Genomic DNA, 14,896 nt, shown 5'->3' on the forward strand with positions numbered 1-14,896 from the left:
GCTGCGGGGTTAACAAACAGGATTAACGAAGATTATTTCGGCACAATTGCCGTCAGTTGAACGATCTCACAAGGCTGCCGACCAGCAGGTTCCAGCCGTCGATCAGCACGAAAAAAAGGATCTTGAACGGCAGGGAAATCGAGGTGGGTGGCAGCATCATCATGCCCATGGCCATGGTGATGGTGGCGACGATGAGATCGATGACCAGAAACGGCAGGATGATCAGGAAACCGATCTCGAAACCGCGCCGGATTTCCGAAAGCATGAAGGCCGGAACGAGCACGCGGTAGTCGACCACATTGTCGGTCATCACGACCTGTCCGCGCTCGCGGGCGATATCGACGAACAGCTTCAGATCCTTGTCGCGCGTATTGGCGTTCATGAAGGTACGGAAGGGTTCGGCGATGCGCCCAATCGCCTGCTGTTCGTTGATCTGGTTCTGCAGCAACGGCTGCACGCCGTCTGTCCAGGCTTTATCGAAGGTCGGCGACATGACGTAGAAGGTCATGAACATCGCCATCGACAAGAGGATCATGTTCGACGGGGTCGAGGCAAGCCCCATGCCGGAGCGCAGGATCGAAAAGGCGATCACGAAGCGCGGAAAGCTCGTGACCATGATCAGGATGCCCGGCGCGACTGACAAGACAGTCAAAAGGCCGAAGGTGCGAATGATCCATGCGGCGACGGATCCGTCTATCTGTGTATTGAACAGATCGGTCGGAAATTGCTGGGCGTTGGCAAGGCCCGGCAAAGCCAAAAGAACAGCGATGGTAACAAGAAATCGAATCATTCGATGACAAAGGTCCGGAACATGACCTTGGATACGCGCCCTTGAGAGCGCAGGTCAACTCGTTCCTGAATGTCATCCTTAAGATATTGAAAGCCGCGCGGGCCTTCCAGCTGCTGAAGGGAAACGGTGCGGACGTAGGCCATGATATCCTGATGGATATCCTCCGCGAGATTGACCTCTACCGGACCCTTGAACATCAGCGCCACTTCAAGCCGCACCCAGTTCGTGGAGGGGTATGCAAGGTTGGTGGTGATGGGATCGAGCTGGACGATACCGTTCGCCTCTGCCGGGATTTTATCGATGCCCTCGCCCTTCTTCTCGCCATGTTCGCCGGCGGCAGCCGGGGCATGCGCCTCGGCGCCGGCGATCTTCGGGGCGACCATGCCGCCCACGAACCAGCCGCCGCCCGCACCCAGCAGGGTGAGGATTGCAACGCCAGCGATGGTCATGACCATCGGCGAGGATTTTTTCTTGCCCTCAGTCTGTTCGTTTTCCATGGGTCAGTCCCGCTTTCGCATGTCGGCGTCAGAGCGGCGAGAACAGGTCGACGACCTGCTGACCGACCGGGGGTTGCTGCACTTCCGTCAGGCGGCCGCGGCCACCGTAGGAGATGCGCGCCTCGGCGATGCGCTCGTAGGAGATCATGTTCTGCGCATCGACATCCTGCGGCCTGACGATACCGCCCACGTTGAGGATGCGGATTTCGTGATTCACGCGCACCTCCTGCGAACCGCTGATGATGAGGTTGCCGTTTTCGAGAATGCCGGTCACCACGGCCGCCACCATCAGCGTCAGCTTTTCGGAACGCTTGGTCTTGCCCTTGGCCTGGGTGTCGGTGTCGGAGCCGTATTTGATGTTGGAATCTGCCTCCGGCGTCCAACCTAAGATTTCCGCCTTTGCCTTCCAGTTCAGGCCGCTGGAATTGGTGCGGTTGCGCTCGGTTTCGTTGTCGAAATCGGCCTTGTCGTTGATCTGGATGTTGACGGTCAGGATGTCGCCGATGTTAAGCGCACGTAGATCCTTGAACAGCGCACCCTGGCTGTCGCTCCACAACGAATAGCCGCTCGCCATGTGCTTTGGCTGCTTCGGATACATGCCCATCTGCGGCGTCTGGCTGAATTGCAGGCCGCTGCCGATCGGGCTCATCGCGGGAGCGTTGCCGATTTCCTTCAGGGTCTGGTTGTTCTGGCAGCCGGCAAGCAGGGCAAGCGGCAGGAGGAGGGCCGGAAGACGCGGGGTCATGAAGGATCCTTCGAAGTGTTTTTGTCGATTGCCTGCGACATGATGCCGGCGACGATTGCGGCTTTCTGAGCATCCATTTCACTGAGGATGAGGCCCGATTGGCGCGGCGGAAGCTGCATGATGATGGCAGCCGCGATTTCCACATGCATCTTCTCGAGCTGCGGTGCTGCGGCATCCGCCTTCATCGTCTTGTAGATATTGACCAGATTGCTTTTCGCCTGCTCGAGGAAATGATTGCGGCGTGCCAGCCAGTCCTCATATTCCGCCTTGCGGTCCTGCAACGCGGAAATGCGCTCGTTGACGTCAGCCTGAAGCTTTTCCAGCTCCTGCTTCTGCATGAGATAGCGCTGGTCGCGGGCCGCATCGGCAATATTGGTGCAGAATTTCTGGATTTCATCCTGCGTGCTGAGTTCGGACACCACGTTCTGCTGGCTTTCGGCGCCGGCGGCGGGCAACAGGAAAAGCAGCGAGGCAACGGCCGCGAACCGGGTAAAGCCGTTCCTGAAAGCAGTTTTCTTCTGAAGTTCCATCATTGCAGCACGAGCTCCGCCTGAAGGGCGCCGGCGGATTTGATGCCTTGCAGAATGGCGATGATGCCGTCCGCCTTGAGCCCGATGCTGTTGAGACCGGCAACCAGCGTGCGAAGGTCAGGGCCTTCGACGATGGCGACCTTGCTGCCTTCCTGCAGTGCCATGATATCCGTCTGCGGTTGCACCGCCGTCTCGCCGCGCGAGAAGGGCGCGGGCTGGATGACCTGCGGCGATTCCGTCACCTGCACGGTCAGCGTTCCATAGCTCACCGCCACGCGGGAAATACGCACATCCGCGCCTATGACGATCGTGCCCGTGCGCTCGTTGATCACGACTTTCGCCGGCGTATCCGTCTGGACCGTCAGGTTTTCGATTTCCGCCATCAACCGCGTCAGGTCGGCGGTGCGAGGCTTCTGCACCGAGATTTCCTGCGAATCGCGCGGTTCGGCGATGCCATCACCGTAACGGGCGCGGGCAAAGGCGTTAACGACATCGGCGACGCGCACCGCGGTCGAAAAATCGGGATTGCGCAGCTGAAGGACCAGATTGACCGAATCCTTGAATTTCGACGGCAGTTCCCGCTCGATGATCGCGCCGTTCGGCACACGCGCCGAGGTCGTTACGCCCTGCGTCAATGTCGCTGCATCGCCCTGTGCCGAAAAGCCGTTGACGATCAGTGCTCCCTGCGCGACCGCATAGATCTGCCCGTCTGCACCGGAAAGCGATGTCATGATGAGGTTGCCGCCGCGAAGCGAGGAGGCGTCGCCGAGCGAGCTGACCGTCACGTCTACACGGCTGCCGGGGCTGGCGAATGGCGGCAGGTTGGCCGTTACCATCACGGCGGCGATGTTCTTGGCATTGGACTGGCCGCCCTGCGTGGTGATGCCGAGGTTCTGCAGCATGGCGCGCATGGACTGTTCGGTGAAGGGTGAAGAGCGCAGGCTGTCGCCGGTGCCCTGTAGGCCCACGACGAGACCATATCCGATCAGCTGGTTGTCGCGTCCGGCCTGCAGGGATGCGATATCCTTGATACGGGACGTGTCTGCCTGGGCTGGCGGCGTCGAGATGAAGGGCAGGGCCGAAATGACCAGAGCCGCACAGAGGATACGAAGCACTTTCATTTCGCCATAACCTGAATGGTTCCGTCCTTCATGACGGTACCGCTGACCATCACGCCGGAATCGATGTTGCGTACCCTTACGACCTCGCCGAGCGAGCCGTCGCTCATGGGCGTTCCGGATGCCATCAGCGTCATGTTGCCGATGTGGAAAACGAGTTTGACGCTCGTGCCGCGCACCACAAGTGACGGTTCACGAAGCGCTGCAATGGGGATTGTGCGGCCGGGAAGCAATGTCTGCTTGGAGATCATGCCTTCCACTTCGCTGATATCGCTCGCGTAACCAGCGGAAATGTTGGGGTTGGTCACTTCCACCGGCTTCACTTGTTCGGGCGTGATCGTCTCGCCCGGATAGATCGTGCGAGTAGGAACCAGCGCCGTCGGTGCCTGTGCAAAAGCGGGTGCCATGGCACCCAGTGAAAAGGCAGACGCAAGGCACATACGGACGAGTGCCGTTCTGCAGCTGCTATGTTTCCGGCCAAACCTCATGTCCGCCTGCCTTTCCGTTCTTACTTCAGGTTCTTGCTGACAATCGAAGCCATTTCGTCAGCGGTGGTGATGACCTTGGAATTCATCTCGTAGGCGCGCTGCGCCGTGATGAGGTCGGTGATTTCCTTGACGGCATCGACGTTCGAGCCTTCGAGGTAGGATTGCTTGATGTAGCCGTAGCTCGGATCGTCAGGCACGCCGATAACGGCGGCGCCGGAGGCCGGCGTCTGGGAAAAGAGGTTGTCGCCGAGCGGCTTCAGACCCGCCTCGTTGGCAAAGTTGGCGATGGTCAACTGGCCGAGTTCAGTGAAATCCGCAGCGTTACCGATGCGGGCGGTCACCTGACCCGTGCGGGTGATGGTGATGTCCTGCGCGTCGGTCGGGATATTGATGTTCGGGATGACATTGTAGCCATCAACCGTCACGAGGTTGCCGTCAGCATTCTTGTTGAAGGCGCCGGCGCGGCTGTAGAGCGTCGAACCGTCGGCCGCCTCGATCTGAAACCAGCCCTGGCCGATGATTGCCACGTCGAGCTTGTTGCCGGTTTCGATCAGGTTGCCCTGGGTGTGGATGTTGCGCACCGCGGAAGTCTGCACGCCGAGGCCGATATTCGCTCCCTCAGGCACGATCGCCTGGTTGGCACGGTTCGGCACACCCTGCATGCGTTCGGTCTGGTACAGAAGATCGGTAAACTCTGCACGCGCGCGCTTGTAGCCGGTGGTGTTGATGTTGGCGATGTTGTTGGCAATGACTTCCAGATTGGTCTGCTGGGCGTCCATACCGGTGGCAGCGATGGCAAGAGCTCTCATGTCATTTTTCCTGCGGGGCTAGAGCATTTCCAGTAAAGGCGCGGAGCGGTTCTGCGTCCGGAAAGTGCTTAAAAACAAAGGCCTAGAGCGCGGCCAACGATTGGCTTCAAACCGGACGCGCTCTAGATCTGCATCTTGGTAATGTCGAGATAGGCCGACACGATCTTGTCGCGGAACGCGATGGCCGTTTGCAGCGACTGCTCGGCCGAAAGCACGGCATCGACCACTTCGCGTGTGTTTGCCTTGCCCTGAATACCTTCGAAGGAGGCCACTTCCGCCTTCTTCAGGTTGTTCATCGCATCCGTCGACATATTGCCGAGAACGCTTGCGAAGCTTGCGCCCGTCTGCTGGGCGGGCGTCGTCTGCTGGCTGCCGAAAATGCTGTCGGTCAGCGAAGAGACGTTGCTCGTGCCACGCGTGAGCGAGAGGGAACCGAGTTGTTTGATGCCGTCGATCATTGCGATGCTTTCAGAAGGTCGATGGTGGAGGCGACGAGGTCGCGTGTCTGGCGGATGACCTGAAGGTTGGCGTCGTAGCTGCGGTTGGCTTCGCGCATATCCGCCATTTCGATCAGGACGTTGACGTTCGGCATCTTGACCATGCCGCTGGTGTCGGCGGCCGGATTGCCGGGGTCGTATTCATGGACGAAATCGCCGCGGTCGACGCCAAGCTTCTTTACCGTCACGCGCTGCACGCCGCTTACGCGGTCAAGCTCGGAGCCGAATGTCACGGTCTTGCGGCGATAGGGGTCGGCGCCAGGCGTGTCGCCGGTCGATCTTGCGTTGGCAATGTTTTCCGAAACGATACGTAGTCGGGTGGACTGCACTTCCAGGCCGCTGCCCGCGATCTTGCTCGCCGCACTCAAGGGATCCATGGTTTACCTCTTTACCGTCATCAGCATCATGCGATGGAAGGATTTGACGAGACTGGCGTTCAGGTCGTATTGCCGCTTGATCTCGCCGGTCTTGGTCATTTCCTCGGCAAGCGCGACCGAATTGCCGGACTCCTGCATGCCGATCTCGTTATTGATCGGGTTGTCGCGCACCGCGATATTTTCGCTGAGCTCGCTAGCACCGAAATGGGCGGGATGGGTCTTCGCCATGCCGACCTGCTGGCTGGTGGCCTGCATGACCGCTTCGAAAGGACTGACATCCTTGGCGTGAAACTTGGGTGTGTTGGCGTTGGCGATGTTGGTCGCCACGACTTCCTGCCGCACGCTCAGCCATTCCGCTTGGCGGGAGGCCAGATCGAACAGTTGAATCGGTTGCATAGACTTCTCCATCTCGTATGGCCCGAACCTACGGTGCTAATCTTGCGTCAGACTTGCGGTGAGGCGCGTAGGTGCGGAAGCACTGGAGAATCTGATCCCGAAGGCGATTGCGAAAACAAAAATGGCGCGCCGTTAAATGCGGCACGCCATGGGATCGAATAGTGAATTGCGAAGACGTCTCCGTCCTGCCGGATTGGATCCGGCGACGGCAGCAGACTTCAGCAGAGTGCCGGTCTGACTACTTCTCGGGATGATAGGTTTTGCCGGAAGAAGTCTCTATCATCCACTCGCCGTCGCGCTGCTCGATTTTGGTCAGGCGCGCGTTGTCGGGCAATGTGGAGCCCACCCGCACCATATACATGCCCGATCCGTCCTCGATGAGGGCGCGGCCGTTGGAGACATGCAGCAGGCGGAAGGACGTCTGGCCGGGGAAGGGCTGGTCTTCAAGCCCTGCGGCGAGATTGTTCTGCTTTTCCTTACCCTTTTCGCTGACCGTCGCCGTCGTCAGCATGTCCGGCAATTCGCCGGGCGCTGGCGCGTCTTCCTTGTTGCGATTGGTCATGGCCAGGGGCGAAACGCTGAAGACTTCGCGCGGACCGGTATGGGGCAAGTCGCGCGTGCGGTCGCCGTCTGCCACTCTCATTCCAAACTTGTCCTCGTTGAAGAACACGTACCAGGGGAAAAATGCGGCGGCGGCGGCAAGTCCTATTCCCGTCCACGCCAGAATACGGTCGGGCGTGAAGAAGGGAGGCTGCGGCTGTACGTTCTCGAGGTCGCTATCGTCGATCTTGTCGATCTGTTTCTTTTTCACGGGTCAGCCTCTCATTCTCGGGTTTACCTGTGGCTGATTATTTTGCACTCCACCGCGCAACGCGGTCGCCAGATCGGCGTAGGCGTCCTGCGCCGCCGGTTCATTCGGAAGCTGTTTCAGCGTTTCATAGATGATCGGAACCTGTTTCACCGCCATGTCGAGATCGGGATCGGTGCCGGGTCGATAACCGCCGATGAGGCGCAGGTCCCGCGTTTCCTCAAAGCGGTGCACCAGCGCTTTCAGACGCGACACCAGCTTTTCCTGATCCGGTGTCCATGCCTTCTTGGCGAGACGCGAGATCGAGGCCAGAGGATTGATCGGAGGATAGCGGCCTTCTTCTGCAAGGCTGCGATCCAGCACGATGTGGCCGTCGAGAATACCGCGGGTCGAATCGGCAATCGGATCGTTGTGGTTGTCGCCGTCCACCAGAATGGAGACGATGGCGGTGATGGTACCGCTGCCTTCGGCGCCGGGTCCCGCCCGCTCCAGAAGGCGCGGCAATTCGGTGAAGACCGAGGCCGGATAGCCGCGTGCCACCGGCGGTTCACCCGAAGCGACCGCCACTTCGCGGATCGCATGGGCAAAACGGGTCACGCTGTCGATGATAAGAAGGACGTTGTCGCCCCTGTCACGGAAATATTCGGCAATGGTGACGGCCGAAAGCGGCGCCATCTTGCGCAGCATCGGGCTTTCGTCGCTGGTCGCGACAACGGCAACGGACTTGCCCATATTCTCGCCCATCGTATCTTCGATGAACTCGCGCACTTCGCGACCGCGCTCGCCGACAAGTCCGATGACGACCTTGTCGAAGGCATCGGCCTTGGCAAGCATCGATAGCAGCGTGGATTTTCCCACGCCTGAGCCCGCAAAAATGCCGAGACGCTGGCCAAGGCAGAGAGGCGAGAAAATATCGATTGCCCGGACACCCGTCTTGAAAGGCGTCTCCACCCGCTTGCGCGTCATCGACGGCGGTGCATTGCTGGAAATCGGACGGCGCTCCGTGCCTGATGCAAGCGGACCCTTGCCATCGATGGGTTCGCCAAGCGCATTGATGGTGCGGCCGCACCAGCTGTCGTCAGGCGCAACGCGGAAGGCACCCTTGCGGATGACGGTGTCGTGAATGCCAATCGGCTCGCCCGGTTCGATGGGGCAGACGTAGCAGATATCGGGTTCCACGCGCACGACTTCGCCGAGATGGATACCGGTCGCGCTGCGATGGGCGACGAACTCGCCCAGCCTCACATGCCGCGACAGGCCGGAAACCGTGTAGTGTCCGGCGGCGATGGTGCGGACATGGCCGCCCGGCGCCACCGAAAACTCCGGATCGGCATAGTGTCCGGCAAGGCTGGCGAGCTGGGCGAGCTTGGGTGAAATCGCCTCGACCGTGAGCGTGGATTCCGGCATTGTCATCGCTCAGTTCCTTAACGTGCGCCGCCAAGCGTCTTGATGGCATCGCCGAAAGTGGATTCGGTATCACGCATCAGCGACGAAATGCTCTCGAAGGCCCGGTTGACTTGGATGAGCTGCGTCATCTGGGAAATGCCGTTGACGTTCGACTGCTCGAGATAACCCTGAACGACGCCGACCTCGTGATTGTTGACGACCGGCGTCGGCGGGGCCACGGGCTTCACGCCGCTATTGGGATGACGCAGGAAGCCTTTCGAGAAATCCGCCTGGAAGATGCCGAGCGTGGCGACGATGTTGTCGTTCTGCCTGATCGCACCATCGAGACTGACGGTGATCGGGCCACCATTCGCATTGAGCTGGATGGGACCGCCGCCGGCGTCGAGAACCGGATAACCGCTTGAGGAGATGAGCGCGCCGTCCGGGCGCATGGTGAAACGCCCGTCGCGGCTCAGGATCTGGCCGTCGGGTGTGTCCATCGCGAACCAGGCATCGCCCTTGATGGCGAAATCGAAACTATTGCCAGTCTGTTCGAAGGCGCCCTGACGGGTGGAGAGATAGTCGTTACCCTGCGACACGAACGCCACCTTGGCATTCATGTCATTGTGGTTCTTGGCGACCATTTCGTCGAATTTCACTTCGGAACCGCGGAAACCCACCGTGTTCGCATTCGCCATATTGTCGGAAATGGTGGTGAGACGACGCTCCAGCGCGATCTGCGAGGAAAGGGCGACGTATAGTCCGGATTGCATATCATTTGCCTCCGAGTTTCAGGGAGTTGATGGAGATCAGCAGGTCCGGGGAAATGCCGTAGCCGCTGGAGGAGCCGAAAACGGCCAGAGGATCATAGGTCGTCGAGGGATTTTGCATCTCCCACATGATGGTGAAACGCTCGAGCAGCTTGCCGACCTTTTCAGGATTTTGCAGATCCTTGATATTGATGGATTTTTCGATGAGCGCGGCCTGTTTTTCGACGCTTCCTGCCGCAATTTCGTCAGGCAGGTTGTAGGCGGTGCGGAACACCTGCGCGAGCGCGTCGTCGGCTAGAAAATCGAGACCCGATTTGATCGTTGGTGCCTTGCGCTCGAAGTAAAGAGCAAGCCGGACACCGTTATTGTCGCCGCCCGCCTCCTGCTCCAGCGTCTGGCGGGTGTATTTGCTGATGATGCCGGACTGGGCCGCTTCGGTCGCAGTTGCAGCTGCACCGAGACTTGCAAAGTCGAGCGATTTCGCAAGGTCCGAATAGCGGCTGTCGGAAAGCTTGTTGGCGAAGGCGTTCTTGTCGGCCGTGCCTTCGGTCAGCACCTTGCGGATGAAGGCTTTCGCATACGCCATGTCCTCGAGGCCGTTGGCTTTCAGCGCATAATTGTAAAGACGGGTATCGGCCATGAAGTCGTCGACGGATTTCACGCTGCCGATCTTCGACCGGTAATATTCGGTTTCGCGCGCCACGTCGGGTTGCTTCGACACACGCTCAAGCGATTTGCCGATGTCCTGACTGATCAGTCTGTAGCTGGTGTAGGTGGAAGTCACTGAACCGCCGCTCTCGTTTGATCCCGATACCAAGGCGCACGTCCGCCTTTGTCGGGATAATGCCGGATGTTGCTTGTGCGAAACTGGCTGCGGCGACGAGGGAAAGAGGCCCCGCGGACAGGTTCACGCAAGCCACATTTTCTAGAGATGGCGGCATGGAACACTGTTCGGGCGTGGTCGATCAATGAATATTGTAATTGGACTTATAATCACCTTCGGCTGCATCATCGGCGGCTACATGGCGATGGGCGGCCATCTGGACGTGCTGGTTCAGCCGTTCGAATTGTTGATTATCGGCGGTGCCGGCCTCGGCGGCTTCATCATGGCGAACCCGATGAAGGTCGTGAAGGATTCGGGCAAGGCGCTCGGCGAGGCCTTCAAGCACTCGGTCCCGAAGGAGCGCAACTATCTCGACGTACTCGGCGTACTTTATTCGCTGATGCGCGACCTGCGCACGAAATCGCGCAACGAGATCGAGGCGCATATCGACAATCCGGAAGAATCCTCGATCTTCCAGAGCGCACCCTCGGTGCTGAAGAACAAGGAGCTGACGTCGTTTATCTGTGACTACGTCCGCCTCATCATCATCGGCAACGCGCGCAGCCACGAAATCGAAGCACTGATGGACGAGGAAATCGAGACCATCCTGCACGACAAGCTGAAACCTTACCACGCGATCACCACCATGGGCGATTCCTTCCCCGCCATCGGTATCGTCGCGGCGGTTCTCGGCGTCATCAAGGCCATGGGCAAGATCAACGAATCACCGGAAGTGCTGGGCGGCCTCATCGGCGCCGCACTGGTGGGCACCATGCTCGGCATCATCCTGTCCTATTCGATCTGCAACCCGCTCGCTTCGCAGGTCAAGATCGTCCGCACCAAGCAGCACCGCCTCTACATCATCGTCAAGCAGACGCTGATCGCCTACATGAACGGCTCGGTGCCGCAGGTCGCGCTTGAATACGGGCGCAAGACCATCTCCAACTACGAGCGGCCGTCCATCGACGCCGTCGAACAGGAGATGATGAACCCCGGCGGCGAAAACAAGGCGGCATGACCATGGCTAAAGCTGCACAGCAAAGAGCACCCGTCATCGACACGTCGCTGCTCGCGAAACTTACCGGCGGGCTTTCCGACCGCAAGACAATCGCGAAGGTCGGCTCCGATATCGGCCATCTCTACAGCGAATTCCTGCCTGATATCTTTCACAGCGAGACCGGCATTGCGATAGACGTCGAATATATCGGCTCCGAATCGGGGCTGATGACCGATCTCATCGCCAATATCGGCGGCAATTTCTCGGTTGCGGATTGTTCTCTGCGCAACTGGTGCCCCAATTTCATGATGGCGGTCGGCAACGGCTTCGTCATCGCGCTCATGGAGCGCATGCTGGGCGCCGCCGCCGACACCATCGGCGAGCCGGACGAGCGCAGCCTGTCCCACATCGAACTCGACCTGGCGGCCATGGTTCTCGGGCGCATCGGGGGTGTCCTGCGGTCGGGCGTCAACGCGCCGGGCGGTTTCGAGGCGACGATCGACCCGCCCTTTACGGCCAATGGAAAAAGCGCCTTCGAGGAGATGATCGCTGGCCTCTACGGTGTGACAGTCCGCATGAAGATCGCCATCGGCAAGGTTTCTTCGGAATTCGCGCTGATCGTGCCGCAGCGGCCCCTGCTCAAGACCTCCATCGCCGCTCCCAAGGCTTCAGCCCAGGCGCTGAAGAAGCAGGCGGAATGGGTGGATTTGATCTCTGAGCAGGTGAAGAGATCGCAGGTAACGCTCGAGGCGCGCATCAAGCTCGAAACCTTGACCCTGCGGACGATCTCCAGGCTGGTGGCCGGCGACGTCATTCCGTTTCAGGATCTGAAGCAGGACGACATCGGCGTCGAGGTCAGCGCCAACGGCTCCAAGCTCTATAATTGTGAATTCGGCAAGTCCGGCGACCGCTACATGGTTCGGGTAAAGAACAATGTCAGCACGGACGACGAGATCTTGCGACATCTGATGGGTTAAAACCTGTCCACCTTTTTTGGGTTCTGGGCAGGCTGACGCAAGTTTCAAAGGGAATAATCAGCGCATGGCTACGAAGAAAACACCTGTGACCGATGATATGGCGCTGCCGTCGCTTGAAGACGGCGGTGAGCTCGACCAGGCTATCGGCGATCTGCGTGGCGTCCTCAAGACGGATGCGGAAGGTTCGCTGTCCGACTTTGGCGACTTCGGGGATTTCGGGAGCGTTGACGACGCTTCCACCGACAGCGACCTTTCCGCCTTCGGTGGCGGAGCGGGCGATTTTGCTATGAACGATTTCGCGGCCACCCCACAGGTCGCGGGCATCAAGGCGCCGCTCGGCAGTGGCCTGTCCGACAATATGGACCTGATCATGGATATCCCGATCGATGTCCAGATCGTTCTCGGCACCAGCCGCATGCTCGTCTCGGGTCTGATGAGCCTTGAAGAGGGTGCAACGATCGCGCTTGACCGCAAGATCGGTGAACCGGTCGAGATCATGGTGAATGGCCGCCGTATTGCGCGCGGTGAAATAACGGTACTTGAAGACGACGATACGCGCTTCGGCGTAAAATTGATTGAAGTAATGAGTACGAGAAAAGCCTGATCCCTGTGGGGACGGAGAGGAAAGACCATGATGGACTTCGAGGATTTCGGTAACCCGCTGGCAGGGAAGCCGTTGTCTCAGGCCGACAAGGCGGCCGCGGTGCTTCTTGCCATGGGCAAGGGCGTCGCCGGCAAGCTGCTGAAATTTTTCACGCAGCACGAATTGCAGATGATCATTTCCTCGGCCCAGACGCTGCGTGTCATTCCCCCTGACGAACTCGCCCAGATCGTGGCGGAGTTCGAAGACCTGTTCACGGAAGGAACGGGTCTGATGGACAATGCCAAGGCGATCGAAAGCATTCTCGAAGAGGGCCTGACACCGGAGGAGGTGGACAGCCTTCTCGGCCGTCGTGCAGCCTTCCAGGCCTATGAAGCGTCGATCTGGGATCGCCTGCAGGAAGCGGAGCCGGAATTCGTCGGCAAGTTCCTGCTGCGCGAGCATCCCCAGACCATCGCCTATATCCTCTCCATGCTGCCCTCGTCCTTCGGTGCCAAGGTCCTTCTGACCATTCCCGAAGAGCAGCGCGCCGATATCATGAACCGCACGGTGAACATGAAGGAAGTCAGCCCCACGGCTGCCCAGATCATCGAGAAGCGTGTGGTCAACCTCATCAACGAGATCGAAGCAGAGCGCAATGCGGGCGGCTCCACGAAGGTTGCCGACCTGATGAACGAAATGGAAAAGCCGCAGGTCGATACGCTGCTCAGCTCGCTCGAAACGCTCAGCAAGGAAGCTGCCAACAAGGTCAAGCCGAAGATCTTCCTCTTCGACGATCTCATGTTCATGCCGCAGCGCAGCCGCGTCCTGCTGCTCAACGATGTCTCGGCGGACGTTCTCACCATGGCGCTGCGTGGCGCAACCATGGAAATCAAGGAGTGTGTGCTGTCCAGCATCAGCCCGCGCCAGCGCCGCATGATCGAATCGGACCTCGCCGTGCCGCAGGCTTCTATCAACACCCGCGAAGTGGCGATTGCACGCCGCGCCGTGGCGCAGGAAGCGATCCGGCTGGCCAATTCCGGTCAGATTCAGCTGAAGGAAGCCTCCACAGAGGAACAATCCGCAGCAGCCTGAGCGGAAGCCGGTTGATAACCCGCCTCACAGGTAATGCCGGCCATTGCGATGGCCGGTCTCGGGCGCTAGTTTCGGAATGACGGCCTGCCGCGATCGGCGGGCTTTTTTTATCCCGGGAACGTGCCTTGGCAGACGATCAGGACAAGGACAGTAAAACAGAAGACCCAACGGAGAAAAAACTCCGTGATGCGGCGGAAAAGGGCAATCTTCCCTTTTCTCGCGAGGTCCCGATCTTTGCTTCGTCACTCGCCTTTTACTGCTATCTGGTTTTCTTTTTGCCCGACGGCGCCGGTCGCCTCGGCGTAACGCTGAAGGACCTGTTCGGCCAGCCCGAACAATGGAACCTCAGCACCAGGCCGGATGCCCTGTCGCTGCTTTATTTCCTCGGCACGTCCATGGCCTATCTGCTCATGCCGGCCATGATCATGTTCATCGTCTTCGGCCTTGCCTCCTCGTTTTTCCAGAACCTGCCGTCGCCCGTGCTTGAGAGGGTGCGTCCGCAATGGTCGCGCATCTCGCCCGCAAAGGGGTTCGGCCGCATCTACAGCAAGCAGGGATTTGTGGAATTCGGCAAATCGCTGTTCAAGATCTTGATCGTTTCGATCATCATGTTCCTGTCTCTTCGCGGCGATTTCTACAGTCTCATCGACCTGATGTTCTCCGACCCGCAGGTCATTTTCGTCAGGGTTGTCGAGCTCACCAAAAAGATGATGGTCGTGATTCTCTTTTCGACCGCGCTGCTTGCCGCCGTCGACCTTTTGTGGACGCGCCACCACTGGTTCAGCCAGCTGAAAATGACGAAGCATGAGGTGAAGGAAGAGTACAAGCAATCGCAGGGCGACCCAGTGGTCAAAGCCCGTCAGCGTTCGGTCGCCCGTGACCGCGCCCGCCGCCGCATGATCGACAATGTGCCGCGCGCGACACTGGTGATTGCCAACCCGACACACTTTGCAGTGGCGTTGCGTTACGTTCGCGAAGAAGGCGACGCGCCTGTCGTCGTTGCCAAGGGTCAGGACCTTATCGCATTGAAAATCCGCGAGATTGCGGAGAAAAATAATATCCCCGTTTTTGAAGATCCGCCGCTCGCACGCTCCATGTTTGCGCAAGTCTCGATCGATAGTGTGATTCCACCAGCTTTTTACAAGGCTGTAGCTGAGCTCGTTCATCGGGTTTACGCCATGAAGTCATCGAAAATACGGGTTCAATAAAACCA

General features: G+C 59.1%; 19 protein-coding genes. 5 read left to right on the plus strand and 14 right to left on the minus strand.

Features of this window, described 5'->3' with window-relative positions; genetic code table 11:
* Window positions 1-52 precede the first annotated feature (52 nt).
* From fliP to GH784_RS20700, 14 genes are all read right to left on the minus strand, one after another.
* Window positions 53-790, minus strand: a complete 738-nt coding sequence (gene fliP / locus GH784_RS20635; RefSeq protein WP_003515060.1) for a flagellar type III secretion system pore protein FliP — start codon at window positions 788-790, stop codon at window positions 53-55.
* Entirely contained in the window at window positions 787-1,287 is a 501-nt protein-coding gene (locus GH784_RS20640) for a flagellar basal body-associated FliL family protein (RefSeq protein ID WP_013635471.1), read from the minus strand. The genes fliP and GH784_RS20640 overlap by 4 nt, the downstream gene beginning before the upstream one ends.
* Before the next feature lie 28 nt (window positions 1,288-1,315).
* Window positions 1,316-2,032, minus strand: coding sequence for a flagellar basal body L-ring protein FlgH (gene flgH / locus GH784_RS20645; protein ID WP_003515062.1), 717 nt, complete (start codon window positions 2,030-2,032; stop codon window positions 1,316-1,318).
* Window positions 2,029-2,565 carry a MotE family protein gene (locus GH784_RS20650; RefSeq protein ID WP_065703817.1) on the minus strand — a complete coding sequence of 179 codons (537 nt, stop codon included), beginning with the start codon at window positions 2,563-2,565 and terminating at the stop codon, window positions 2,029-2,031. The genes flgH and GH784_RS20650 overlap by 4 nt, the downstream gene beginning before the upstream one ends.
* Entirely contained in the window at window positions 2,562-3,683 is a 1,122-nt protein-coding gene (locus GH784_RS20655) for a flagellar basal body P-ring protein FlgI (RefSeq protein ID WP_003515077.1), read from the minus strand. Before GH784_RS20655 ends, GH784_RS20650 begins: the two co-directional genes overlap by 4 nt.
* Window positions 3,680-4,168 (minus strand): flagellar basal body P-ring formation chaperone FlgA, encoded by a 489-nt coding sequence (flgA, locus tag GH784_RS20660; protein WP_013635474.1) that lies wholly within the window; start codon window positions 4,166-4,168, stop codon window positions 3,680-3,682. The genes GH784_RS20655 and flgA overlap by 4 nt, the downstream gene beginning before the upstream one ends.
* A 20-nt stretch (window positions 4,169-4,188) precedes the next feature.
* Window positions 4,189-4,977: a flagellar basal-body rod protein FlgG gene (flgG, locus tag GH784_RS20665; protein ID WP_003515079.1), complete on the minus strand. Its 789-nt coding sequence runs from the start codon at window positions 4,975-4,977 to the stop codon at window positions 4,189-4,191.
* A gap of 122 nt (window positions 4,978-5,099) precedes the next feature.
* Window positions 5,100-5,435 carry a flagellar hook-basal body complex protein FliE gene (locus GH784_RS20670; protein WP_003515080.1) on the minus strand — a complete coding sequence of 112 codons (336 nt, stop codon included), beginning with the start codon at window positions 5,433-5,435 and terminating at the stop codon, window positions 5,100-5,102.
* A complete protein-coding gene (gene flgC / locus GH784_RS20675) occupies window positions 5,432-5,851 on the minus strand; it encodes a flagellar basal body rod protein FlgC (protein WP_003515081.1) in 420 nt (139 codons plus the stop codon). The genes GH784_RS20670 and flgC overlap by 4 nt, the downstream gene beginning before the upstream one ends.
* Before the next feature lie 3 nt (window positions 5,852-5,854).
* Window positions 5,855-6,247, minus strand: coding sequence for a flagellar basal body rod protein FlgB (flgB, locus tag GH784_RS20680; protein WP_003515082.1), 393 nt, complete (start codon window positions 6,245-6,247; stop codon window positions 5,855-5,857).
* Between the two features lie 238 nt (window positions 6,248-6,485).
* On the minus strand, window positions 6,486-7,058 hold the full coding sequence (locus GH784_RS20685; protein ID WP_013635475.1) for a hypothetical protein: 573 nt from the start codon (window positions 7,056-7,058) through the stop codon (window positions 6,486-6,488).
* A gap of 3 nt (window positions 7,059-7,061) precedes the next feature.
* A complete protein-coding gene (gene fliI, locus GH784_RS20690; protein ID WP_003515084.1) occupies window positions 7,062-8,468 on the minus strand; it encodes a flagellar protein export ATPase FliI in 1,407 nt (468 codons plus the stop codon).
* An 11-nt stretch (window positions 8,469-8,479) separates the two neighbouring features.
* Complete coding sequence (gene flgF / locus GH784_RS20695; protein WP_003515085.1) at window positions 8,480-9,214, minus strand: flagellar basal-body rod protein FlgF; 735 nt, start codon at window positions 9,212-9,214, stop codon at window positions 8,480-8,482.
* 1 nt (window position 9,215) lies between these two features.
* Complete coding sequence (locus GH784_RS20700; RefSeq protein WP_003515087.1) at window positions 9,216-9,995, minus strand: DUF1217 domain-containing protein; 780 nt, start codon at window positions 9,993-9,995, stop codon at window positions 9,216-9,218.
* 184 nt (window positions 9,996-10,179) lie between these two features.
* On the opposite strand from GH784_RS20700, the gene motA reads away from it, so the two are divergent.
* The 5 genes from motA to flhB all read left to right on the plus strand — a co-directional run bounded on the left by motA (window position 10,180) and on the right by flhB (window position 14,891).
* Complete coding sequence (gene motA / locus GH784_RS20705; RefSeq protein WP_003515090.1) at window positions 10,180-11,052, plus strand: flagellar motor stator protein MotA; 873 nt, start codon at window positions 10,180-10,182, stop codon at window positions 11,050-11,052.
* Window positions 11,049-12,008 (plus strand): FliM/FliN family flagellar motor switch protein, encoded by a 960-nt coding sequence (locus GH784_RS20710; protein WP_003515092.1) that lies wholly within the window; start codon window positions 11,049-11,051, stop codon window positions 12,006-12,008. Before motA ends, GH784_RS20710 begins: the two co-directional genes overlap by 4 nt.
* Window positions 12,009-12,072: 64 nt before the next feature.
* Window positions 12,073-12,612, plus strand: a complete 540-nt coding sequence (gene fliN / locus GH784_RS20715; protein WP_065703819.1) for a flagellar motor switch protein FliN — start codon at window positions 12,073-12,075, stop codon at window positions 12,610-12,612.
* A gap of 27 nt (window positions 12,613-12,639) precedes the next feature.
* The gene (gene fliG / locus GH784_RS20720) at window positions 12,640-13,683 is read left to right on the plus strand and encodes a flagellar motor switch protein FliG (RefSeq protein WP_003515095.1); all 1,044 of its coding nucleotides are present in this window, start codon (window positions 12,640-12,642) and stop codon (window positions 13,681-13,683) included.
* A gap of 125 nt (window positions 13,684-13,808) precedes the next feature.
* Window positions 13,809-14,891: a flagellar biosynthesis protein FlhB gene (gene flhB / locus GH784_RS20725; protein ID WP_003515096.1), complete on the plus strand. Its 1,083-nt coding sequence runs from the start codon at window positions 13,809-13,811 to the stop codon at window positions 14,889-14,891.
* Window positions 14,892-14,896 lie beyond the last annotated feature (5 nt).

It is taken from the genome of Agrobacterium tumefaciens, from assembly GCF_009649785.1.
GTDB classification, from domain to species: Bacteria; Pseudomonadota; Alphaproteobacteria; order Rhizobiales; family Rhizobiaceae; genus Agrobacterium; species Agrobacterium tumefaciens.